At 61.1% G+C, this 22279-nt stretch carries 22 protein-coding genes and 1 pseudogene; 8 read left to right on the top strand and 15 right to left on the bottom strand.

Going from position 1 to position 22279, the window contains the following annotated elements; translation table 11 throughout:
- Positions 1–97 precede the first annotated feature (97 nt).
- Together A2J01_RS24025 and A2J01_RS24020 are read right to left on the bottom strand one after the other, a co-directional pair.
- Positions 98–337 (bottom strand): annotated as a pseudogene (locus tag A2J01_RS24025) (methionine synthase); the annotation flags it as partial.
- Between the two features lie 20 nt (positions 338–357).
- Complete coding sequence (locus tag A2J01_RS24020; protein ID WP_064113752.1) at positions 358–1350, bottom strand: putative oxygenase MesX; 993 nt, start codon at positions 1348–1350, stop codon at positions 358–360.
- A gap of 125 nt (positions 1351–1475) precedes the next feature.
- On the opposite strand from A2J01_RS24020, the gene A2J01_RS24015 reads away from it, so the two are divergent.
- Positions 1476–2423 carry a LysR family transcriptional regulator gene (locus A2J01_RS24015; RefSeq protein WP_007728221.1) on the top strand — a complete coding sequence of 316 codons (948 nt, stop codon included), beginning with the start codon at positions 1476–1478 and terminating at the stop codon, positions 2421–2423.
- Between the two features lie 446 nt (positions 2424–2869).
- On the opposite strand, the gene A2J01_RS24005 is transcribed toward A2J01_RS24015, so the two are convergent.
- The gene (locus tag A2J01_RS24005; protein ID WP_064113750.1) at positions 2870–4099 is read right to left on the bottom strand and encodes an IS110 family transposase; all 1230 of its coding nucleotides are present in this window, start codon (positions 4097–4099) and stop codon (positions 2870–2872) included.
- Positions 4100–4473: 374 nt separating this feature from the next.
- Between A2J01_RS24005 and A2J01_RS24000 the strand changes: the two genes are divergently transcribed.
- The 5 genes from A2J01_RS24000 (at position 4474) to A2J01_RS23980 (ending at position 7725) form a co-directional block, all read left to right on the top strand.
- Positions 4474–5556, top strand: a complete 1083-nt coding sequence (locus A2J01_RS24000) for a DUF2637 domain-containing protein (RefSeq protein WP_231915893.1) — start codon at positions 4474–4476, stop codon at positions 5554–5556.
- A gap of 159 nt (positions 5557–5715) precedes the next feature.
- Entirely contained in the window at positions 5716–6372 is a 657-nt protein-coding gene (locus A2J01_RS23995) for a TetR/AcrR family transcriptional regulator (protein WP_064113749.1), read from the top strand.
- The gene (locus A2J01_RS23990) at positions 6369–7037 is read left to right on the top strand and encodes a TetR/AcrR family transcriptional regulator (protein ID WP_064113748.1); all 669 of its coding nucleotides are present in this window, start codon (positions 6369–6371) and stop codon (positions 7035–7037) included. The genes A2J01_RS23995 and A2J01_RS23990 overlap by 4 nt, the downstream gene beginning before the upstream one ends.
- A gap of 56 nt (positions 7038–7093) precedes the next feature.
- The gene (locus A2J01_RS23985) at positions 7094–7375 is read left to right on the top strand and encodes a hypothetical protein (protein WP_064113747.1); all 282 of its coding nucleotides are present in this window, start codon (positions 7094–7096) and stop codon (positions 7373–7375) included.
- Between the two features lie 29 nt (positions 7376–7404).
- Complete coding sequence (locus A2J01_RS23980; protein ID WP_156519381.1) at positions 7405–7725, top strand: hypothetical protein; 321 nt, start codon at positions 7405–7407, stop codon at positions 7723–7725.
- 255 nt (positions 7726–7980) lie between these two features.
- Here the strand turns inward: A2J01_RS23980 and A2J01_RS36985 are convergent, their stop codons facing one another.
- From A2J01_RS36985 to A2J01_RS23955, 5 genes are all read right to left on the bottom strand, one after another.
- Positions 7981–8145, bottom strand: a complete 165-nt coding sequence (locus A2J01_RS36985) for a hypothetical protein (RefSeq protein WP_156519380.1) — start codon at positions 8143–8145, stop codon at positions 7981–7983.
- Positions 8146–8665: 520 nt separating this feature from the next.
- Positions 8666–9535, bottom strand: coding sequence for a MaoC/PaaZ C-terminal domain-containing protein (locus A2J01_RS23970; protein ID WP_064113744.1), 870 nt, complete (start codon positions 9533–9535; stop codon positions 8666–8668).
- The gene (locus tag A2J01_RS23965) at positions 9535–10731 is read right to left on the bottom strand and encodes a CaiB/BaiF CoA transferase family protein (protein WP_064113743.1); all 1197 of its coding nucleotides are present in this window, start codon (positions 10729–10731) and stop codon (positions 9535–9537) included. The genes A2J01_RS23970 and A2J01_RS23965 overlap by 1 nt, the downstream gene beginning before the upstream one ends.
- A 90-nt stretch (positions 10732–10821) precedes the next feature.
- A complete protein-coding gene (locus A2J01_RS23960; protein ID WP_064113742.1) occupies positions 10822–11517 on the bottom strand; it encodes a nitroreductase in 696 nt (231 codons plus the stop codon).
- Positions 11510–13135 carry an ABC transporter substrate-binding protein gene (locus tag A2J01_RS23955; RefSeq protein WP_064113741.1) on the bottom strand — a complete coding sequence of 542 codons (1626 nt, stop codon included), beginning with the start codon at positions 13133–13135 and terminating at the stop codon, positions 11510–11512. The genes A2J01_RS23960 and A2J01_RS23955 overlap by 8 nt, the downstream gene beginning before the upstream one ends.
- Before the next feature lie 223 nt (positions 13136–13358).
- Here A2J01_RS23955 and A2J01_RS23950 point away from each other — a divergent pair, with 223 nt between their 5' ends.
- Complete coding sequence (locus A2J01_RS23950; RefSeq protein WP_179090799.1) at positions 13359–13892, top strand: TetR/AcrR family transcriptional regulator; 534 nt, start codon at positions 13359–13361, stop codon at positions 13890–13892.
- A gap of 243 nt (positions 13893–14135) precedes the next feature.
- Here the strand turns inward: A2J01_RS23950 and A2J01_RS23945 are convergent, their stop codons facing one another.
- The 7 genes from A2J01_RS23945 to A2J01_RS23915 form a co-directional block, all read right to left on the bottom strand.
- Positions 14136–15521, bottom strand: a complete 1386-nt coding sequence (locus A2J01_RS23945) for an aldehyde dehydrogenase family protein (protein ID WP_064113755.1) — start codon at positions 15519–15521, stop codon at positions 14136–14138.
- Between the two features lie 29 nt (positions 15522–15550).
- A complete protein-coding gene (locus tag A2J01_RS23940) occupies positions 15551–16300 on the bottom strand; it encodes an enoyl-CoA hydratase-related protein (protein WP_064113739.1) in 750 nt (249 codons plus the stop codon).
- Entirely contained in the window at positions 16297–17898 is a 1602-nt protein-coding gene (locus A2J01_RS23935) for an acyl-CoA synthetase (RefSeq protein WP_064113738.1), read from the bottom strand. Before A2J01_RS23935 ends, A2J01_RS23940 begins: the two co-directional genes overlap by 4 nt.
- A gap of 54 nt (positions 17899–17952) precedes the next feature.
- On the bottom strand, positions 17953–18642 hold the full coding sequence (locus tag A2J01_RS23930; RefSeq protein WP_064113737.1) for a nitroreductase: 690 nt from the start codon (positions 18640–18642) through the stop codon (positions 17953–17955).
- Between the two features lie 360 nt (positions 18643–19002).
- Entirely contained in the window at positions 19003–19950 is a 948-nt protein-coding gene (locus A2J01_RS23925) for a TauD/TfdA dioxygenase family protein (protein WP_064113736.1), read from the bottom strand.
- The gene (locus A2J01_RS23920; RefSeq protein WP_231915892.1) at positions 19947–20582 is read right to left on the bottom strand and encodes a TetR/AcrR family transcriptional regulator; all 636 of its coding nucleotides are present in this window, start codon (positions 20580–20582) and stop codon (positions 19947–19949) included. Before A2J01_RS23920 ends, A2J01_RS23925 begins: the two co-directional genes overlap by 4 nt.
- A gap of 84 nt (positions 20583–20666) precedes the next feature.
- Positions 20667–22043, bottom strand: a complete 1377-nt coding sequence (locus tag A2J01_RS23915; protein ID WP_064113735.1) for a flavin monoamine oxidase family protein — start codon at positions 22041–22043, stop codon at positions 20667–20669.
- On the opposite strand from A2J01_RS23915, the gene A2J01_RS35990 reads away from it, so the two are divergent.
- Positions 22021–22182 (top strand): hypothetical protein, encoded by a 162-nt coding sequence (locus A2J01_RS35990; RefSeq protein WP_156519379.1) that lies wholly within the window; start codon positions 22021–22023, stop codon positions 22180–22182. The genes A2J01_RS23915 and A2J01_RS35990 overlap by 23 nt on opposite strands.
- Positions 22183–22279 lie beyond the last annotated feature (97 nt).

Raw genomic sequence — 22279 nt, 5'->3', positions numbered from 1 at the left:
CTCGGCCGATTGACCCCCATAGAATACGAGACCATCATGACCACACCAGCCACTCAGGCTGCGTGACTCAACCTGTCACCTGATCGTGCAGCAGACCCACCCCGTCGAGATGCTCGATGAATGTCGTCACGAAGTGCTGACGGGTCTGCTCTCCGTCGCTGACGATGTCGATGCCGCGATCGCTCTGTTCCTGAGCGGCGATAAGCAGTGCATCTTGCTTGCCTTCGACCAACTCATCGCCCTGCAGCTTCCAGGGCGCCCAGAGGGTTTCAGGCCGGGCGAGCCACGAGGGCTTGGGCAGGCTGCCGACGATGGACGTGGGCAAGATCTGGTTCATGGTCGACTTTCCTCCGGTGGTCATCCGACGAGAACGGGGAAGCGGGCGGCCCACTGTTCGAGTAACTCGCGGTGGGGCTTCACAAAGTGGTCTTCCGTGTACTTGCCCTGCTTGGTTGCCAGCTGATCGCGTTCGATGCGGTCGTAGACGATCGGGGTAGGCGAGTAGTCCTGCTGATCCAGGTTCGGTCGGTAGATCTCAGCGGCCGGCGAGTTCGCGTTGTAGCTCTCCGGCCGATAGATCCTCTGGAAGGTCTCCATCACACTGATCGTGCCGATGAGCTGAAGGTCGGTGTAGTCGTTGAGCAGATCGCCGCGGAAGTAGAACGCGAGCGGGGCGACACCGTCGGGCGGCAGGAAGTACCTGACCTGCAGCCCCATCTTCCCGAAGTACTCGTCGGTCAACGAGTAGTCGTCCTGCTGGTACTCGACACCGAGGGTCGGATGGTGATCCCGGGTCCGGTGGTAGGTCCGGCTTGTGGACACGCTGATGCAGATCACGGGATCGACCGCGAAGCGTTCCCTGTAGGCCTCGGAGTCGAGGAAATGTTGGAACAGTTTGCCGTGCAGGTCACCGAAGTCGCCGGGCACAGTGAACTCAGAGGCGCCCTCGTTGACTGCCGGCAGTCGAACACTGAAGTCGAAGTCGCGGACGTAGGAGGAGAAGTTGTTCCCGACGATCCCCGGGAATCGTGCGCCGGTGAGGCGATCGACGATCTGAATATCCAGTACCTCGATCAGGGGGAGTCGGTGATCCGCGCCGTCCGAGCTGAACTGCAGCTCCGCGGAGACGATCTCGAGCTCGACGGCGTAGCGGTCCAGGCCCGGGTTGTCCCGGCGTGCGAGACCATTGAACCGGTGGTTGATCATCGCCAGGGTTCGGCGGAGGTTCTGCTGACGGTGTTCGCCTCGGGCCAGATTGGCGAAGTTCGTGGTAGTCCGAGAATGCACCGACGGCGAGTAGTCCTCGTTGAAGCGGGTGGTGGTGATGCTGAACGTGAATTCGTTCGACATGAACGTCCAATTCGGGTCTTGATCGGCCGGGCTCGGCCTTGCGGAAAGTCTCTGCCACTATCCTGCAGTTCCAGTTCAGTTATCGGGTAACAAATGTTGCCTATGGTCCTCTATAGCACTTAGCTATGGCGCGAGAATCCAGAGGCATCACCCTGCAGCAACTGCATTACTTCATCGAGGTCGCGGCGGAGGGGTCGATCACCGGCGCCGCAGACCTTCTCTACGTCGCCCAGCCGACCATGTCTGCCGCGATGAAAGACCTGGAATCCCGAGTGGGACGCACCCTCCTCACTCGATCGGCCCGGGGGGCGACGTTGACCGAGGAGGGCGCGGAGTTTCTCGGCTATGCCAGGCAGGTCGTCGAGCAGATGTCGCTGCTGGAGCAGCGCTACCTCGGTCAGCCACCGTCCCGTCGGCTGCTCGGAGTCTCGGCTCAGCACTACTCATTCGTGGTCGAGGCGTTCATCCGGATGGTGGACTCCGTTGACGCGGCACAGTACGAGTTCTCGCTTCGTGAGACCCGGACCTGGGACATCATCGAGGACATCCGGATGCTCCGCAGTGAAGTGGGCATCCTGTACCGCAATGACTTCAACCGGAAGGTCATCGACAAACTCCTGCGAGATTCCGGTCTGGTGTTCCGCCCGCTCTTCGCCGCGGTGCCACACATCTTCATCTCCAGGCAGAACCCGTTGGCCTCCCGAGATCGCGTCGCTCTCGATGATCTGGCCGACCTGCCACGGCTCACCTTCGACCAGGGCGCGAACAACTCGTTCTATTTCGCCGAAGAGATCCTCTCCACCCTGTCGAGCAAGCGGGAAATCCGGGTCTCCGACCGCGCGACAATCTTCAATCTCATGATCGGACTCGACGGTTACACGATCTCGACCGGCATCATCAGTGACGATCTCGACCCCGAGATCGTCGCCATCCCACTCGACGTGGACGAGAGCATCGAGATCGGCTGGATCAGCCATTCCGGGGTCCCGCTCACGGCGCAGGCACAGCGCTACCTCGCCGAGGTGCGTGCCGTCGTCGCCGACTACGGAATCGAGCTGCTCGACTCTCCGTGAATCGGGCCGCGAGTGCGGATCACGGTCGGCGACAACGCGCGGATGGAGGGAACGGACCACGTGATGGTCGACGGCAACGGTGTGAAGTCTCGCTTCAACGGCTGGCGGCCTGCGTCTACACCACTGCGGAAATATCCCGGGGGTCCCACAAGGCGACCGCGTATCGCAGGTACGCGGCCTGGGGGGCTGAGGTGCTCCGACTCCACGCGAACGCACAGGGGTTCGTTGCAGCGGTGTTCGCAGACTCTTCCATCGGCTAGTTTGTCGTTAATCAGGAGCGCGAAAGATTGATACTCGATGCTGAATATGTGTTGCGCGCCGATGAGATTCCCGATGACTTGTGGGCTGTGATCGAGCCCGTTCTGCTCCCCCACTGGCGGGCCGAAGGGTGCTTCCGTGGAACGACCACCGGTTGCCCCTGGAAGACATCTCACGGGGTGTAGGAGTCAAGCCGCGATCGGTAGGGGAGGTGGGAATGCGTGCAGTTCGTCGAAGAGTTCGCGGGTGGTGAGGCAGTGGTGGAGTTGGCCGAGGAATCGGTTGAACAGATGTCGTTGAGCTTGATGGTTCCAGTCCCCGCCGGCGCGTCGGGCGTCGAAATGCCGTCTGGCTCCGGGGGATGCTTGGAGGGCGCTGAATGCCCAGATTGTTCCCGCTGCAGCCAGTCTCCGGTTCTTGACGTGCCGGTGCAGGACGAAGGTTTTCTTCCCGCTGGCGCGGGTGATCGGGGCGGCGCCGGCGTACGCCTTGAGGCCGCGGGCGGTGACGAATCGGGTGCGGTCGTCACCGATCTCGGCGAGTACTCGGGCTCCGGCGAGTGTGCCGAGCCCGGGGAAGCTGGTGATGATCTTCGCATCCGGGTGCTCGGCGAAGAGCACGCTGACGTGTTCGGCGAGGGTCTCGGCAGCTGCGCAGGCGGCATCGAATTGCTGCAGCAACGTCATCAGGCTGATTCCCATCGCCGCTTCGATTTGCGGTGGCTGGCGAAGCTCCGGGGCGCGCATGATGCCCCGCAACCGTTCGACGTCGCGGTCGATGTATCGGGAACGTCCGGCCCTCTTGAGCGCCGCCCGAAGTTGGGGCCGGGTCAACGCGGCAGCTGCGGTCGGAGTCGGAGCGGCAGCGAGCACGCTGCGGGCATCGGGGCGGGTCAATCCGTCTTCGAGAGACTGAAACGCGACCAGAGCTGCTGGGTAGTACTCCTTGAGGAGCGAGCGGATCTCGTTTTGGAAGCGTTGCCGAGACCAGACGGCGTCCTGTTGGGCGCGGGCAAGAACCCGAATGGCCAGCGCAGTGTCGGTGTCGGCCGGCAACGGACGGTGTGCGCCGGCGTCGGTGCGCACGATGTTCGCCAGCATGACCGCGTCGGCGGAATCGGATTTCGATCCGGACACCGAATGCCGGGACCGGTACCGCGAGGCGGCCAGCGGATTGATCGGGTAGATGACCCGGCCACTCGCACGGAGCGCGGCGATCCACAGGCCGTGATCGGTTTCGATCCCGACCGGGATCAGATCCTGGGCGGTGTCGCCGGCTTCGGCGAACGCCTCGAGCAGTCGGGCGAACCCGACGGCGTCGTTGCTGACGCGTCCGCGGCGCACGACGTCACCCAGGTCGTCGAGGATCGCGAAGTCGTGATGGTTTTCGGCCCAATCGATTCCGCAGTACAGTCCCACCGCGCCTCCCAATGTCGATGTGCAGGTTGCGAACCCGTGTGGTGCACGCGGCGACCTAATTGCAGGACTCGACGGTCCGTCATCTCACCAGCCGTTCGTGACACCAGCGCACCGCAGGGCACTCGATCTGCCGAAGAGCTCACGGCTCGGGAACACAGAAGAAGAGATCACCCCTGCGGCGGGCTCGTACCACGACATCTCACCACGCCAGAAGGTGCACCGCCCGGCGCTGCCTCTCTTCCAGAAGGCGTCGCATGCGCCGGGAAAACCCTGGAGTCCGCCGGGCAGTGCACCCGCAGAAACACCAGAGCAGCGTGAGCGTTACCGCTCCGTCGGTCCGTGCTTCTACACACCAATTAGGAAAGAACCCAGTCATGACCGACTTTAGCCTTCGGGCAGCTCGCATTCAGCTAGGCGCATTGCTCGCCGCACTGGCACTCGCGATCGTCATTGCGCTCGGTATCACCACCGGCGCATTCGTACTTTCCTTCGCCGTGCAACGCGACCTCGCACGGCAAGCACTGATCCCCGAACACCTGACCTGGATCTTCCCGGCGATCGTCGACAGCGCCATCCTCGGCGCCACCATCGCCATCGTCATCATCAGCACGCTCAACATGAACAAACGAGACCGAGGCTTCTACATCGCACTCGCCGTCAGCGTCGTCGCGATCAGCATCCTCGGAAACGCCTACCACGCCTATCACGCAGCAATCGCCGCACAGGAGTCAATCGATGGTGGGGGAGACCTTGGTTTCATTCCACTGGCGCCGGCCATTGCAGCGGCCATAGCGATCATTCCGCCGGCCCTGGTCTTGGCATTCACCCACGGAATCACAATCCTGGTGAAGGCAGTCGGAACGGCCTACGCCACTTACCGTGCGATCGTCGAAAATGCCACCGACAGTGAGGATGCAACGAGTACTGCGTCTGACCTCACCGTAGGCCGGGGACCAATCCGCGTCCCTCAGCCCCGCGAGAAGTTCGCCCACAATATTGCGGACCATCGGGAGTCGGATCTAGACGTAGACGCCACAACGGCGGATGCGAAGGCCTGCATTGACGACGCTATTGCGGACTATGCGGAACCTTTTTTCGTGGATGAAACGATGAACGACCTGGACGAGATCCTCGACTCCCAAGACACCGCTGCGGAGTCCCCAGCCCGCCGCGATGCCGAAGAAGCACAGGCCGACACCGATGCCGACATAGACGACCTCATGTCCTTGAGCGCCCGGTCGAATCCCGGTCGAATCTCGCGAAGACGTGAAAGATACAGCGGTCCGCAAGCTCACAAATCCGAACCTCACGTGGGAGACCATCGCTCTGGAAACGAAACCGCCTGTCGCGACATCGACCGCATGGCGCCGGTACGAGAAGTTCGATACCGCAGCCCGCGAAGCAGGATTCACGAGCCCGCCATTGCCCGACCTTCGGTCCGCCGAGAACATCGCTGACCGCGAACTCACCACCGTCTGAACAAGTCTCACCAACAAAGGTGGCCCCGACAATGCTGTAACACCGCCGGGGCCGATGACCACAGAAAGCACCTGTGACCAATGAACGATCATAACGAGCTCTCCGAAGGCATCGACCCCGGAAAGCACCTGTGACCAATGAACGATCATAACGAGCTCTCCGAAGGCATCGACCACGGAAAAACAGGCCGCCCACCGATGCAGCCACGAGCGAAAATCACCCGAGAAGCGATCCTCGAGGCCTCCGCAACCCTGTTCAGCAAGACGGGATACGCGGGCACCACCATCGACGACATCGTCACACTCGCCCCGGTCACCAAGGGAGCGATGTACTTCCACTTCTCGAAGAAAGAATCCATCGCGAGGGAGATGCTTCGCCGCTGGTCCGACGCAGTCACCGCGACAGTCGGGAAAGCGATCGCAACCGGTCAACCCGCCGACCGGCAAGTACTGATGATCTACCGCGAACTCGCCCGCCGCACCCAAAACGAGGCGATCATCCTCGCCGGCCTCATCCCGTCCGTCGACAAGTCGCTCAGCGGCGCCCGAGCCACCTACGAAGCGTGGACCGCTGCGATCGAACCGATCGTCGTCGACGCGAGTCGTTCCGGCGCCCTCGACTCCGCCCTGTCGCGCTTTGCCGATACTCTCTGCGCCGGTTTCGTCGGCGCTGTGCAGGTTGCCGCCAGTTTCGACGAGAACCAGACCATCAGCAGGCGGGTCGATGATCTACTGCTGATGTGGCGTGGAACGGACCCGGCCGCCGTCCGCATGGTCGAAGGAGCATCTCTGTGAACAGCCCCGTCGAATCGGCGAACGTCCCGGAAAATGCTGCCACCACGACAAGCCGCCGGATCGGTCGCGTCCCCGGCAGTAAGAACTCGGCAATGCAGGACCGTGCAGTGCGAACACGGGAAGCGATCATCGCCGTCGCAGCCCGGCATTTCGACACCGACGGCTACGGCCACACTAGCATCAACACCATCAGCGCTACCGGAAAATTCGCCAAAGGCGCGATGTACTACCACTTCCCATCCAAAGAAGCGATCGCAGAACACCTCATCTCAGACTGGAACCGCACCCTCGACGAAACCATCAGCGAAGCACTGACATCCGGTTCGAGCAGCACGGCAGGGGAGAAGCTGGCAGCGATCTTCGCATCCCTCGCTCGTCGGATTGCCGAGGACACCAACGTGCGGGCCGGAATGAAACTCACCCTCGAACCCACCATCGACAACGCGGCCGGGTTCGCGCACTGGGTCGACGCCGTCAATGACATCATCGACACCGCCATCACCGCCGGCGAACTCACCAACACGCTCACGACACACCGACTCGCATGGAACCTGTGCGCCGGCACCATCGGAGCCGTCAACGCATCAGCGATCTTGCACAAAAACGTCGACCTCACAACTCGCATCGATGACGTGCTCGCCATCCACCTGTCCGCCACACGCTGACGCCAATATCCGCCTTCCCCTGACTACAGGAAACAGCGAAACACTAGGGAGACTTCATGCCTGACCGCATTGCACCCAGCGACCTCTATCTGCAACTGCACGGCCAGCTGGGAGTAATCAACGGTCTGCTCCACCGAGTCGCCGCCAGCGCCGCCGATTACAAGCTGTACGACCCTGAAACACTCGAAGCGGACACCCTCGGCGATGCCACCACAGGGCCCGAGACTTACGAAGCCGTACTCCGCGAGCTCGACCTCGTTGACACCGCGCTCAAGGCAACCGACGCCGCCTACAGGCGCGTCCTTGACGAAGCCAGCCGTCTCTACTTGAAAGACTGACTGCCAGGACATCATTGGAGGATCTGCGCTTGACCGACACGCGAGTACACCTCACAGAGCCCCTACCTGGGCTTCCCATCTACTTGACCTTCTCCGAGATCAGGCATCTACCAACCCTCACCGAGATATTCCGACAGGCCACCGAAGAAGTTACGGCGGGTACAGATCCCGAGACCATCGTCACGCGCATCAAAAGGAAAGCCAGATTCGCCAACTCCCTCTTCGAACAGGCGATGAACTATCGATACATCACCCAGTCGGGAGACTCGTCCCGCTTGATTTCCGCACGTCAGCCCGGATGGATCAACATCACCGTTCATCCCCACACGGTAATTGCGGTGAACCCGTAGCCAACGACGGGGAAATAAGGTGCACGATGCAGTTTGCTGACAGCTTCTGACGATGGGTTTTCCGGTGTTGAGACAGAGCACGATGATGTAGACGTTGAACGCTCAGCCGATTCCCTCGCCGTACGGCCACTGGTTCAGATGCGGGGCCGTTCCGTCGAAGATCGACCGCAGAGCGCACGAACTCGCCAACCGGTATCCGATGGGACAGCCATCTGGTCGGACACCACGGCACTCGTCGACTCCCTCGGATGATTCTCAGAAGTTTTCAGCCATACCGATACCCACAGGGCTCTCGGACAGTGCCTCGCGTGCAGCGAAGCCGACGCCCTCACCACACTCCTCACGCTCACAGGCCGCGCCGACGGAGCACAATTGCTCATCGAACACCACGGACGAGGCGACGAACCGGACGAGAACCACTATCGGAAGTCGGTCCGAGCAGGGGAGGGAACACCTAAAGCCCAGTGATCCGGATCATGTTAATAGGTTCGTATTAACCAGTTAAAAACGGTAGAAACAGGTTAATTGGATTGCAATTGACCTATGACAAACGCCGAAGACATCACCCGCGGATTAACTCTCAAGTCTACCGCAGTGCCCACCACAGAGATTGCACCCACGCCGGAATCACCTCACGCGCAACCTGACTGATTCTCGTCGGAGTCCTCGACTGCACCGAGTGCATCACCGGAAAAGAACGGCCACCCACGTCAGTATCGACCGTGTAAGCGTATTCGCTGGGAACCACAAGGAAACCGAGCCGTTGTTTCATTTGCCTGCTCACTGGATTCCGGCAGATCGCTGAAGTGGATTTTGTTGCAGCATTTGATTCCCGGCCTTGTGACCATTGGCGAAGAAACACCGGTTGGATCAGTGATTCCCAAAAACAGCACATTTAACCTTACAGTTCTGTTGGAAATGCGGAGCCGGACGCGTGTCGCTAGCTGAGCATCATACGGCCGTGTGTCAGTACAGGTACATCGCCGCGCTCCGGACAGGTGGCGAAGAACCAAAGCGTAGAGCCCTCGTTCCAGACCGAGATTCGTAGGCTGTGACCGGGCAACACATAGCTCGAGAAACGAGCATCGAAACTGCCTACCCGTGCGGTATTCCCACCCAGCATCTCATCCACCAGTGCCTTGCCGACAATCCCGTATGTCGCTAATCCGTGCAGGGTGGGCCGCTCGAAGCCTGCCTGCCGAGCGAATACTGGATCCACATGAAGGGGATTTCGCCCGCCGTTCAGTCGGTACAGCAGGGCTTGATCCGGACGGGTTGTTCGATGGATGACCATATCTGGTGCGCGGTCGGGCAATACTGTTGGCGTTTCGGTCGACGGGGTCTTCTTGCCATGCCCGCCTTCGTCTTTGGCCCATATGCTTGTTTTACTGGTCCAGTAGGGCTCTCCGCTCGCTGTCATTGCCAGGGATTCCACTTCGATGACGGCGGCGCTTCCTCGATCCGACACGTTTGTCATGCGCGTTGTAATCATGGCGGAGTCTCTGGGAGCGACTGGACGGTGAATAACCAATTTCTGGCCTGCATGCAGGAGTTTCGCGGGCGCAACGTCGATTCCTGGCAGTGCCGTCGTATGCGGAGTGCTCGGCGCCGAGATCCCTTTTCCTGCAACCATTGCGAAGGTGGGAAGTACTTGCAGATTTCGCTCGTAAACCCAGCGTTGTTCGGTGAGGTCGGTTGGATCAGATCCTGCGCCTATGCTCAGGTGGTACAGCAAAACGTCCTGTTCGGTCCATTGCAGGCGCTGAACGGTAGGTTTCGCCGAAAGTGCGGCTGCGACGTCGATCGGCATCAGATCACTTTTGCGGACCGTAGCTCGGCGAGGTCCTCGTCATCGAATCCGAGCAGGGTTCGGTAAATTTCGTCCGTGTGGGCGCCCAATGCGCATCCGAGCGTTTCGATGCGACCCGGCGTCTCGCTGAAGTGCGGTAGCGGTGCAACCATCGAAATTTCGCCGAAATCTGGATCCTCGACATCGACAATGGTGCCCCGCTCGCGGTAGTGGGGGTTGTTGGCGATGTCGGCGACGTTCATGAGGGGAGATGCAGGAATGCCTACCGCACTGAGGATCTCGGTTGCTTCATCGGCATTCTTCTCTGCTGCCCACTCGCCGATGATCTTGTAGAGGTATTCGGGGTTCTCCGCGCGTGCGGCGCGCGTAGCGAAGCGCGGGTCGTCGGCAAGATCGGGTCGACCCAAGACCTGTGCGAGGCGGCGGAACAGCGGATCGGTTCCCGCGTGCACAGCAATCCGGCGGCCGTCTGCGGTATCGAAGTCGCTCGCCGGAACCAATGCCGGATTACGGTTACCGCTTCGCTCCCGGATCATGCCATTCGAGGAGTAGGACAGCAGCGCATCCTCACTGGCCCGGAACCCTGCCTCGTAGAGTGAGGAGTCGATGATTTGCCCCCGTCCACCGTTGGCGTCTCGGGGGTACAGGGCAGTCACTGTGGCGAAAGCTGTCAGGTAGGCGGCCATATAGTCGATCATCGCGAATCCTGTTCGCACCGGCGGGCGGTCGGGTTCACCGCTCACATAGGTGAGCCCGGAGAATGCGCTTGCGATCCGGTCGAATGCACCCCGATCTCGATAAGGTCCGGTCAGACCGTAGCCGGTGACGAAGACGAAGACGCCGTGCGGATTGAGTGCTTGCATCGACTCGGGGGACAGTCCCCATTTTTCGAGCGTGGGCAGGCGGTGATTGCTGACGACCACGTCGAACTGGGGGATGAGTTCACGCAAAATTTGCTGTCCTCGGGCCTGTCTCAGGTCGAGGGTGACGGATTTTTTGTTTCGCCCCTCCTGCGCCCACTGCAGTGAGCGGTTTCCCGGGGTTCCAAGATTGCCACGCAGGAAATCGCCGGCGGTCGGCTCCTCGACCTTGACGACCTCGGCGCCGAAGTCGGCGAGGAATGTAGTGGCGACGGGCGCCGCGATAACCGAGGAGATGTCCAGGACTCGGATGCCTTCAAGGGGTAGTTCAGCCATGTTCTTCAGCGTCCTTCGATGTCGTGCCATGAGTGGGATTTTGTCGCCAGGTGTCTCGGATGGGCTCTCGTCTCGGCGGGTGGGGCCGAGTTAATGCGCCCACGAAGCTGCATTCGCAACCGGCTCTCGAGTCGTCTGAAAGCCATTGGCAGGATGGTCTTCGTCGGCGTAGCCGAACGAGATTGCGCAGACGATCTTGCGGTTGTTGTCCAGTCCCAAGAATTCGCGGATGAACTCTGCGTAGCCGGCCAACGCTGCCTGAGGGATGCAGGCGACACCGAGGCTCTCCGCTGCGAGCAGGAATGTCCCGACATAGAGTCCGCAGTCCACCGCGCCGTACACACCGAGTGCGTCCTCAGTGGTTATCACTGCGACGTGAGGGGCTCCGAAAAATTCGAAGTTCTTCATCGCTTGTCCTACTGACGCGACACGGTCACCTGGCTCGATGCCCAGAGCGCCGTAGAGCTGGGCCGCACAGTGTCGTCGCCGGGCGCGATACTCACCTTCGTATGCATGTGGGAACGGAAAGTCCGGTTGATGTGGTCCACTACGCACGTGTTGGACTAAGCCACGCCGAAAACGCTCGGTAGCGTTTTTGCTTGTGATGGTGGCGTGCCAAGGTTGGGTGTTGCACCAGGATGGCGACTTCTGCGCCATCTCGAGAATTCGCTCGACGATATGGGCGGGAACTGGCTCCGGGCGAAAGGCACGGCAGCTTCGTCGGTCCTGCAGAATCGCGTCCAGGACTTCGGGACGTCCCGTGGTGTGTAGCTCTGAATCAGGCACTGAGCCAAGCCTTTCCAAAAAGCACGATGGAGTCCATGCTTGGTTCGATACCGTGAACGCCGGCCGCCCACAGAGTGAAAGTCGGCGCCGCGCCGAGTGTGACGAACGGGACGGTCTCGTTCACCAGGCCCTGAAGTTCTTCGAGCAATTCTCGACGTGCATCCGAGTCTGCATCGGTTGTCTGAAGTTGAGAGAGCAAGGCGTCCATGCGTGGGTTCGAATACCCCAGGTAGTTATTGTTGGACGTACTGTTCAGTGCTGATGTCAGTTTGTTGACGGGCGCGGCAGCGGGCAAGCTGATACCGGAATAGCTGATGTCGTAGTCGTGCGCGACGTTGAGTCTTTTGGTTACATCGCCGGCGCTGTTCTCCAGCTCCAGTGTCACTGTGAAGCCCACAGCTTGGAGCATCGACTGCACTGCGAGTGCAGTGGTCTGCGATTTCGCTGCGGCGATGCCCAGAAATGATAAGTGTCCGTCGTATCCGTCGCTCTTTGCCTCGTCGAGGAGTCGTTTCGCAGCCTCGGGGTTGTACTCCAGTCCGCTGACTTCACCGTGCAGCGGGGACCACTCGGGGAAGATCGAGGATCCGGGCAGGCCAGCTCCTTTGTCAACGCGTTCATTGAATGTGTCTAAATTGATGGCGTGAGCAATGGCTTGACGCACGCGAACATCGGCACCGGGGCGACCTGGACGGTTGTTGATCATGGCGACGCTAGCGAGGGGCATGGTCTCGACGTATCCGGCGTGACCCTCTGCTCGGGCGCGCTCGACAGCCTCTGCGGAACGGATGAACGCAACTTGGACGTCGTTCACATTGAGTGCTTCTATCTTTTCTGTGTCGCCTGTCAATCCAACGAAGCGCAGAGCATCCAGATATGGCTTTCCGTCCCAGTAGTCCGGTCTTGCCTTGAGTCGGAGTTCCTCATTTGGCCTGAATTGGTCAATTGTGAAGGGTCCGGCTCCGATGGGAGTGAATTGTTCACCCGCGACCGAGCTCGCGGAGACGACCATGCCGTAACCGCTGGCGAGTGTTGCGGGAAACTCTGTCCACGGCTGTTTCAGCGTGAACGTGATTGAGCGAGGTCCCGAGGTTTCCGCGGAAGCGACATTCGACTTCCATAGCTGGCTTCCGGGGCCGTTTGCGTTGGTGTATCTGTCGATGCTCCACATCACCGCGGCTGCAGTCACATCATTTCCGTCGCTGAACGTAACCCCATCGCGTAATTGCAGGATCCACTGCAACCCATCCGATGACATAGTCAATGACTTGGCCAAATGTGGGACGAACGTGCCGGAAGTGGGCTCGTAGCGCATCAGAACGTCGTAGATAGCCGCCATTTCATTGCCACCGGTCGAGCCCAGTGCCGGGGTCTTAGCCGGGTCGAGGTTGGTGACATTCGAATAGGCGGCCATCGTCACGGTGCCGCCGCCGGTGGGTTCGGTGGATGCTTGCTGCTCGCCGACGATCCCATTGTCGACAGCTCCCGTAGGCGTTTCCGTCAGATCCGCGCCGCTGGAGTCGCACGAGGCCAAGAGTGTCATCGTCAGCAGGGCGATGCCGATCGTCAATCGAGTGGATCGAGCACCGCTTCGTCGAAGCGGCAAGAACACGCGCATGGATCCTCCAGCCTGTGAACTAGCATAATGTTACTAACAAAACGCTAGCAGCAATGGGGTTCCATCACAAGGATTTTCGACCACTCGGATCAGGGGCCAAGACCAGGCTCGCGAACTGTTAGCGTTGTTTCGATCCAGAGGAGGGGCGATGACCGAATTACAGAATTCTGAGGACAACCGTGGCTCGCGCAGGTCTCGCGACCGGAAGGCAACTGAACAACGGATGCTCGATGCGGTGACACGACTGCTCGAGCGCGACGGTGTGCTGGCGGGCATCAACCTCCGGGAGGTGGCGGACGAGGCCGGTGTCAATCGCGGCCAGGTCTACCAGTATTTCGGTTCGAGAAGAGGTCTACTTCGTGCTGCAATTGCCCAGCACAGCTGGGGAGAAGCCGCGATTTTCCAGGCCGACCGCGCGCTCCCGTTCACGCAGAGGCGCGCGCGTGTGCTGGAAGAGACGATCCGTGCACAAGAAGCTTTGCAGCTTACCGCGCTTCTCGTGCTCGACGGAGATCCTGATGTACGGCTGTTCCCTCAGCTGGATCGCAGCAAGGCCGATCTCGAGCGCGATCAGAAAGAGGGGGATCTGCACCCCGATCTTGATCCGGTCGCAGCCCATGTCATGACTGCCGCAATGAACTACGGCTACACCATCTTTCGTGAGCAGATGAGTCGCGAGACAGGTATTCCGGTAGAACAGCTCGACGAGCGCGTCACCGAGGTGGCAGTCCGTATGCTCACGGGTCTGTCAAAATGAGCGACTAACGCATTCTCCCCTTATCTGGGAGCCGCTAAAGATCGTGAGTCACTGCTCATGTCGACCCAATTCGCAAATATCCTGCTTGTCTGCCAGGCACGGATACCCGTGTGAGCCACTCCAGCTGATCGGACCTTTCCGCATCCCGATCGGTGAGGAGAGACATGTCAATTCCACTGGAGGATGAGCGGATTCCAAAAGTGGGGCCGCTCGATGTGAGAGCGACCCCAAATGCTTTGTGATTCAGGAAATATGCTTGACGCTGATGACGCGGGTTTGTAAGAAGTCCTCGATGCCCGCGAGACCGCCTTCTCTGCCGAAGCCGCTGGACTTGGTACCGCCGAACGGTAACTCGACCTCCAACGCGTTGTGCTGGTTGACCCACACCGATCCGGCGTCTATCCGCTCGGCGACTGCGGTCGCCGCGGCTTCGTCAGCACCCCATACCGATGCTCCGAGCCCGAATTCCTGGGCATTGACCGTCGCGATCACGGCGTCCACGCTGCTGTATGCGACTACGGGGAAGACCGGCCCGAACTGCTCCAGCGCCACGATTTCGGCGGAATCGTCGACGCCGCAGACCAATGTCGGTTCGAGGAAATAGCCCGGCAGGTCGGTGCCGGGTTTTCCGCCGGCCACGATCGTGGCACCACCGGCCACTGCCTTGTCGAGCAGTCCCTGCACGAACTCGAGTTGCGCCTTGTTGTGAAGAGGACCCATCGTCGTACCGGGTGCGAGGCCGTCACCCACGGTGAGCCTGGCCATGAGTTCAGAGAATACCTGGCAGAATTCGTCCACTTTGCCTTCCGGTACATAAGCACGCTTGGGTGCGACGCACATCTGTCCGGCATTGAAGAAGGCCGAGTTCACGAGAAATTGTGCAGTGGAGGCGATATCGGCGTCTTCGAGCACGATCGCCGGATCGTTGCCGCCCAGTTCGAGAGTGACCGGAGTGATGGCCTCGGCTGCTTGTTTCATGATCAACTTGCCGACTCCGGTGGATCCGGTGAAGGTGACCTTGCGAATCAGGGGGTGTTCGACGAGTGCTTTGCCGATGGCCGGCCCGCCGTGGACGACCTGAATCACGCCCTCCGGCAGAATCGCGGCAAGGACCTCGACGACCTTGTCCACCACAAGGGAGACGGACTCGGCCGGCTTCACGACGACAGTGTTGCCGGCGGCGAGCGCTGGTGCGATCTTCGCGACCATCAGAAAGACCGGGAAATTCCACGGCACGATAGCGGCGACAGCCCCGAGCGGCACCCGCTGTATCCGGGCGGTTCGTCCCGCGACGTCGGGTCCGAATTCCTGGTCAGCCCACTCGATCTGAGCTGCGTGCGTGAAGTTTTTCGCGCTGATCCACATCTCGCCGCCGGCCTCGGTGGCCGTCTTGCCCTGTTCCTTCACCAGCAGGGGCACGATCTCGGCGCTCTTGCGTGTCAGCTCGAGAGCGCAGGAGTGCAGCAACTCTTGGCGGTATGTGCGGTCGGTTTTCCACTGTGTGAAGGCTGAGTCCGCGTTCCGGACGGCCTGATCGAGTTCCTCTTCGGTCGTGATCGGAATACGCCCGATCTCTTCGAGCGTGGCGGGGTTGATCGATACGAGTTCGTTCATCGTCTGTTCTCTCATCGTCGTGACTCTCGTCGTGTGCCAGTGGCTCAGTGTCCGAGCCACCGCGGCGGGCGCTTCTCGAAGAAAGCGCTGATGCCTTCCTTCATGTCGTCCGATTCGAGGAAGACCTCGATTGCTCGTTCGGTGGCCTGCCATCCGAGTGCGTCCTCGTCGACGGTCAGGGTGCGTAGCGCCCGCAGGCTCTCGCGTACCGACATCGGGGACGAGAGGCAGATGTCTTCGGCGAGCGCCATGGCTTGATCGAGCGCGCATCCCGCGTCGGCCACCTCGTTGACCAGTCCGAGTTGGTAGGCCCGGTCCGAGTCCAGTGTGCGACCCGAGATAAGTAGTTCTCGCGCGATGTTCGGTGGCAATGCCCGCGCGGCCCGAAAGAGGGCGCCCGATGTCGCGACGAGTCCGCGACGGGTCTCGGGGAGGCCGAAACTCGCTGTACGGGAAGCGATGAGCGCATCGCAGGCAAGCGCGATTTCGAATCCTCCGCCGAGGGCCGGTCCCTCGACGGCGGCGATCAGAGGGGTGCTCCGCTGCCGTCGGATGATCCCGTACTCGCCACCGCGCTCGGTTCTCAGGTCGGCGCCCGCGCTCAGGTCGGTGCCTGCACTGAAGATCGTCGTTGTCCCTGTGATGATTCCAGCCCACAGGGCCGGATCGTCGTCGAGTCGGTTGAGGGCCTCGTCGATTCCCTCTGCCATGGTGCGGTCGATCGCGTTGCGTTTGTTCTCCCGATCGAGGCGGATGAGCAGGATCCTGCCGTGCTGTTCTTGGATTACGCTCATGCGCCTACCACCTCAGCGACGGTGGCGCGTGCCCAGCGGTAGTCCGCCTTGCCGGCGGGAGAGCGCACGATGGCGGGAACGACGACGATCGAACGCGGGATTTTGTACCCGGCGATCGAGGCCCGGCAATGTTCGGCGATCTCATCGGTGTCGATATCCTCGAAGCCGTCGCGAAGTTGCACCACCGCCGAGACTTGTTCGCCGAATCGGGCGTTCGGTGTGCCGGCGACGACGGCATCCATCACGGCGTGATGACTCTTGATGGCAGCTTCGACCTCTTCGGGGAACACCTTCTCGCCGCCGGTGTTGATGCACACCGAGCCGCGGCCGAGCAGCACGATCGAGCCGTCCGGTTCGACCCGGCCCATGTCGCCGAGGATCGACATCCGTACCCCGTCGACCACGGGGAAGGTCTGTGCGGTCTTCTCCGGATCGTTGAAGTACCCGAGTGGTACGCGTCCGACGCGGGCAATGTATCCGAGCATGTCGGAGCCGGGTTCGACCGGACACAGTTTCTCGTCCACGACCAACATGTTGGGGTTGCCGACGACGCGCATGTTGCCGTCCGCGTCGATCTCGAGTGTGCCGTCCACCCCGGATTCCGATGCTCCGAAACCGTCGCGCAGGAACAGGTTCGGCATCAGCTCGAGTAGCTGGTTCTTCGAGCTGGCGGACCACAGTGCGCCGCCGGAGCTGACGAGTGTCAGCGAGGTGAGGTCATAGTCGGAGCCGTGGCGGGCTATCGCATCGGTGAACGGACGCGCCATCGCGTCACCGACCACCGTGATGCAGGAGAGCTGCTCGTCCTGAATGAGACGGAGCGCTTCGAGTGGTTCGAAGCTGCGCATCAGAACCTGTTTTGCGCCGCTGAAGAAGCCGCTGAACACCGAGTACACCGCAGCGCCGTGCATGAGCGGTGCCGGGAGCAGAAATGCCATGGGGTGGGAGTTGGCTGCGACAGCGTCGGCGAGGTCGGCGGTGTTGGTGAAGGCGGCACCGCCGTGGTTTCCGCCGCCGAGTGCGGCCATGAAGAAGTCCTCGTGTCGCCACACCACTCCCTTCGGCATTCCGGTTGTGCCCCCGGTGTAGATGACGAATCTGTCGTCATCGCTGCGTGGGCCGAAGTCCCGGTCCGTCGAGTGGGTCCGCATCGCGTCGTCGAAGTCATTGATAGGCAAGGGTATCGACGTCGGGTTATCCACGTACCCGAAGACCAGGACGTTCTTGATGCCAGGGCAGGCGGGGAGGGTGCCGGCGATGATCGGAACGAACTCGCCGTCGACGATCAACGAGACGATCCGAGAGTTGTTGTAAAGGTATGTCAGCTCGTCTTCGGTGTACCGGTAGTTGATGTTGACCGGCACCGCCCGAATCTTGAGGCAGGCCAGCAGTGCCTCGACGAACTGGGTGCTGTTGCGCATGTGGATGCCGACATGCTCACCCACCTGGACACCTTGCTTGGCGAGGTAGTGCGCGAGTCGGTTGGCCCGTTGGTCGAGCTGGGAGAACGTGCGACGCTCATCGCCGCAGACCAGTGCAGTGCGGTCGGGAAGTTTGTCGACAACGGCTTCGAAGAGGTCTGCAAGGTTCAACGACATGTGAGGGATCCTTCTCGAGTGGAACGAAGACGTGGGCAGCGGCGGGCCGTCAGCTCAGGACACCCAGTCCACGACTGTTCCGATGTCCGCCCGATCGGTGCGGAAGCCGTTGGCGGGGTGGGATTCGTCGGCATAGCCGAACGAGATCGAGCACACCACCTTGCGGTCGGAGGGAAGGTCGAAGAAAGTGCGAAGGTAAGGCGCGCTCCCGGCGAGAGCGGCCTGCGGAACAGCGGCGACACCGAGGCTGTGCGCGGCGAGCAGAAATGTGTTGATGTACAAGCCGCAGTCGATCGCGCCGTAAACTCCGAGTGCCTCGTCGGTGGTGATGATCGCGACGTGGGGTGCGTCGAACAGATCGAAGTTCTTCATGGTCTGCTCGGACGAGGCTTGGCGATCACCCGCCGCGATGCCCACGCTCGAATACAACTGCATTGCGCATTCCTTGCGGCGCGCGCCGTACACACCCCGGTACTCTGCTGGGAAAGGGAAGTCGGGCTCCTGCGGGGACGTTCGAACGTACTCGGCGAGTCCCTTCCGGAAGCGCTCGGTGCTTTCCCCTTCGGTGATCGAAACTTGCCAGGGCTGCGTGTTGCACCAGGAGGGAGTGCGCTGCGCCATCTCGAGGATCTGCTCGATCGTCTCACGCGGAACGGGGTCCGGTCGGAACCCTCGGCAGCTGCTGCGCGTCTCGAGTACGGACCGCAGATCGGTGTGGACAGGCAAGGTGGGTACTTCGGTCACGATGACACTCCTGTAGATGGCCGGACGATCAGGCGTCCGGAGATGGGGCGTTTGGACCCGTTGTGAAATGTTCGACGCGGAAGCCGTGGCTTCCGACGGGTTCTTGAACTGTTGCTGATTTCATCAGTAATATACTGGCGCAACAGAATTAGTTCTTCTAGATCAATCCTGGGGTGGGGATTCCCAAGTAGTCGAGCCGGTCAAATCGCTTATGAAAGGTCTTGTCCATAAGCACATCACAGATGACCCTGCGAAGCCCGAGGGCAATTCGAGAGTGCGATGACGAAACCGAGGGCGGCGACGATTCGCCCTCGGTTCGCCGCGATATTGTGTGAAGTCGCCGTTCCTTGTTGTTGCAGATTATCGGGAGAGGCCGACAGGCTTGTCGCCGACGATCGAAATCCGCTCCATCACACGGCGTGCCGGGTAGTAGTCGCTCGACGCGTAGTGCTGGCATGTCCGGTTGTCCCAGAAAGCGATGGTGTTCGGCTTCCAACGCAAACGAACCTGCAGTTCGGGGCGCATCAGGTGGCGGTACAGCAGGCGCAGCAACTCGTTCGATTCTTCCTTCGATACGCCCAGAATCCGTTGCGTAAAAGCGACATTGACGAAAAGAACGCGCCGGCCGGTCTCCGGGATCACTCGCACGACGGGGTGGTGTACCGGTGGGAAGTTCGGTCGGAGCGTGTCGATCGCGTCCTGTGGCATCCCGGACCCGAACGAGGTGATCCAGTCGTGCTCGGCTTCGAGGTGATCGATCCGGGCTTTGATGTCGTCGGGAAGTAGGTCGTATTCCGCGCCGGTGTCGGCCCAGAGTGTGTCGCCGCCGACGGCGGGGATCTCGACGGCACGCAAAACTGCTGCGAACGAGGGGAATTCGTGCCACGTGACGTCGTTGTGCCAGATGTTTTCGGCGCCGACGGCGGCTGCGTCCTTGGCGAGGGTGGCGACGTCGACATCGCTTTGCCCTGGTTGGGTGTAGCGGTAGAACGGGTGCTGTTCGAGGGCGCCCCAGGCTTCGGCAAAGGCACGGTGGTCCGCGCGTTCGATGTTCTGGTCCCGGAAGAAGAGGACCTTCCATTCGATCAGTGCGCGGCGCAGTTCGGCCATTACCTCGTCCGACAGGTCTCCGCCCAATCGTATTCCGGAGATTTCGGCCCCGATGGTCGGCGTCTGTGGTTCCAGCGAGAATAGTTCGTAGGGAAGGACTTCCATATTCGCTGCGGTCCGTGGGGCGATGATCGGCCCGAAGTAAGCGAGAGGATCGGTCGGAGTGGGTGCGGCAGTCGCCGGAAGTGCATATGTCATGAGGTCGCTCCTAAGGATTCGGTGGTAGTCGTCGAGATCGGTGCCTCGAGCATGGCTACGCAGGTATCGACGAGATCGGAGACGATCGCCGTGCTCTCTGCGGGGGTGCGATCAGCCGCTTCCTGCGCGGCGAGCATCGTCATGTTGTGCATGACGATGCTGTCGGTGCGCCAGATCGCGATCGGGTTCGGGGCAGGACAGAGTTCGATCAGCAGGTCCCGCACGTGGTTGTAGCTTTCCGCTCTCATGTGCTTCCGGATCAGGTCGGCGAGAGCCGGATTGAACAGGGCTTGGACGAGGAAGCGCCCATATCGGCTGCCGGGTCGGCCGAGGGTTTCCGCTGCGAGCGGCCGGACGAGGGCCTCGACGGCTTGTCGGATGGTCGGCGGGGCTCCCAAGCGTGTTATCTCGTTGAGCATTTCCTGTCGGCGGGTGTCGACGGGAGACATGCGGGCTTCGACCAGTGCCTCGATAAGACCATCGTGAGAGCCGAAGTGGTACTTCGCTGCCGATTTGTTGGATTGGTTCGCCGCGAGCTGGACGCCAGTCAGCGTCAGTGCGTGCAATCCCTGTTCGGCGATGATCTGTTCGGCGGCCTCGATCATCGCCTGTCGAGACGTGGTCTGGATCATACCTAGAGATTAAGGGGCAACCCTTAATGTGTCAATGTCGCCTGTCGAGAGCGGTTCTCTGTATATGGCGGAGTGGGCGTCAGCTCATGCGAGAGGTTCTTCCCGGAGTGCCGGGGTCGCAGTCGCGACGTGGTCGTCAATGACTTCGGTTGCCGCACGCTCTCCGGACTCGATAGCTCCTTCGAAGAAGCCCTGCCACTGTCGGGCGGTTTCCGTTCCCGCCCAATAGATTCCGTCAGTGTGTTGTGTGTGCGCACTGGCAATCGAGGCGAGAGTTCCAGGCGTAGGGAGCGCGCTGTAGCCGCCGCGCGCCCAGGGGTCCTCGGTCCAGTTCTTCTCCAACCAGGTCCGGCGAGTTCGGGCTTTCTGTCCGAAGAGCCGTTCGAGAGCGTCCAGAACTGTCCTGCGTCGGATGTCGGGGTCCATGGCAGAGAGTCGGTCCGCATCGCGTCCACACGCCAGAATGCAGATATGTCCGGGCCCTCCGGGAGGCGAGACGTCGGCAACCGTCGTTGCCGGTCCGTCGGGAAGCAATGCCATCCCGGATTTTCCGTCCTCCCGCCAGACCGGGCGGTCATAGATCGCGAAGATCTTCAGCACTGATCCCATCCGGAGATTGTTCAGCGCCTCGAGTTGGGCTGGAGGTAGTGCCGGCTCGAAATCGATCTCCCTGGTGAGTGGGGGTGGGGTGGCGACGACAATCCGATCGGCCATGTGGTGAACGCCGGTGCTCGTTGTCACGCGATAGGACCCGCCGGATCGAGATACTGCCTGGGCTTGACTGTCGAGTCGCACGTCGAGTTCGGCAGCCATCAGTGTGGGAAGGCGGTCGGCGCCGTCCACGAACAGGTCTTGTTGAGCGCCACCCTCGAATCCCATGGTCGACCGCAGGCCGCCTGCGGAGGCGATCTCGTTCGCGAGTGCCAGCATCGAAATGTTACCGAGATCGGTGGATACGGCTTCTCGAAGTGTTGCGTCGGCCCATCGTCGGGCTCGGCGTGATGTGACGGCGGTTTCGAGCCATTCCTCGACGGTCGTGGTGTCCCAGCGGTCCGCAATCTTCGAGTGCCACGGCTGCGTCGGGTCGGTTTTCTTGACGAGGTGGTGCAGTCGCACAACGGCCGGCAGCAAGGTCATGAGATGGGGAAGCATATTCAGTCGATGGATGATGCCGTTTCCGCCGTGGCTCGTGCTTTCGAGGATTTGTTCCGATCCGGTGGTATGCGACGGGTAAGTGGTGAGACCGTAGTGATCGGCTAGTGCACGAATCCGCAGTTGACCGGGGCCGGTCCATTGCCCCCCTAGATCGATCGGGTTCTCTTCCGTGCGTTCGGTCAGCGCGCGACCCCCGACCCGGTTCTGTGACTCGAGTACGATCACTCGCATTCCGGCGCTGTGCAGGGATCGTGCTGCGGTCAACCCCGCATAGCCCGCACCGATGACGATGACATCGTGCTTCACAGTGTTCCTTTCCTATCTGTCCGGACGGTTGGCTTCGGCATTGGCGCAGTCAGTGACTGCGACGGCGCTGACCGAGAGCATCGCCGGCGCCCGGACCAACTTCTTCAAGTATCTACTGGTGAAGCGACCTCCTCGGTGAGATATTGTCAAGACCTGTGGATGAGGGTGTTTCAGGCGACCTCCGTTTCGCTTGATTCGTCGGGCTCAGCGGGTGAGATGTCGATGGGTCGTTCGAG

Source organism: Rhodococcus sp. EPR-134 (assembly GCF_001647205.1).
GTDB lineage: Bacteria > Actinomycetota > Actinomycetes > Mycobacteriales > Mycobacteriaceae > Rhodococcus_F > Rhodococcus_F qingshengii.
Note: the sequence above shows the minus strand (reverse complement) of the source record. Positions and strands in the feature narration are given on the sequence as shown.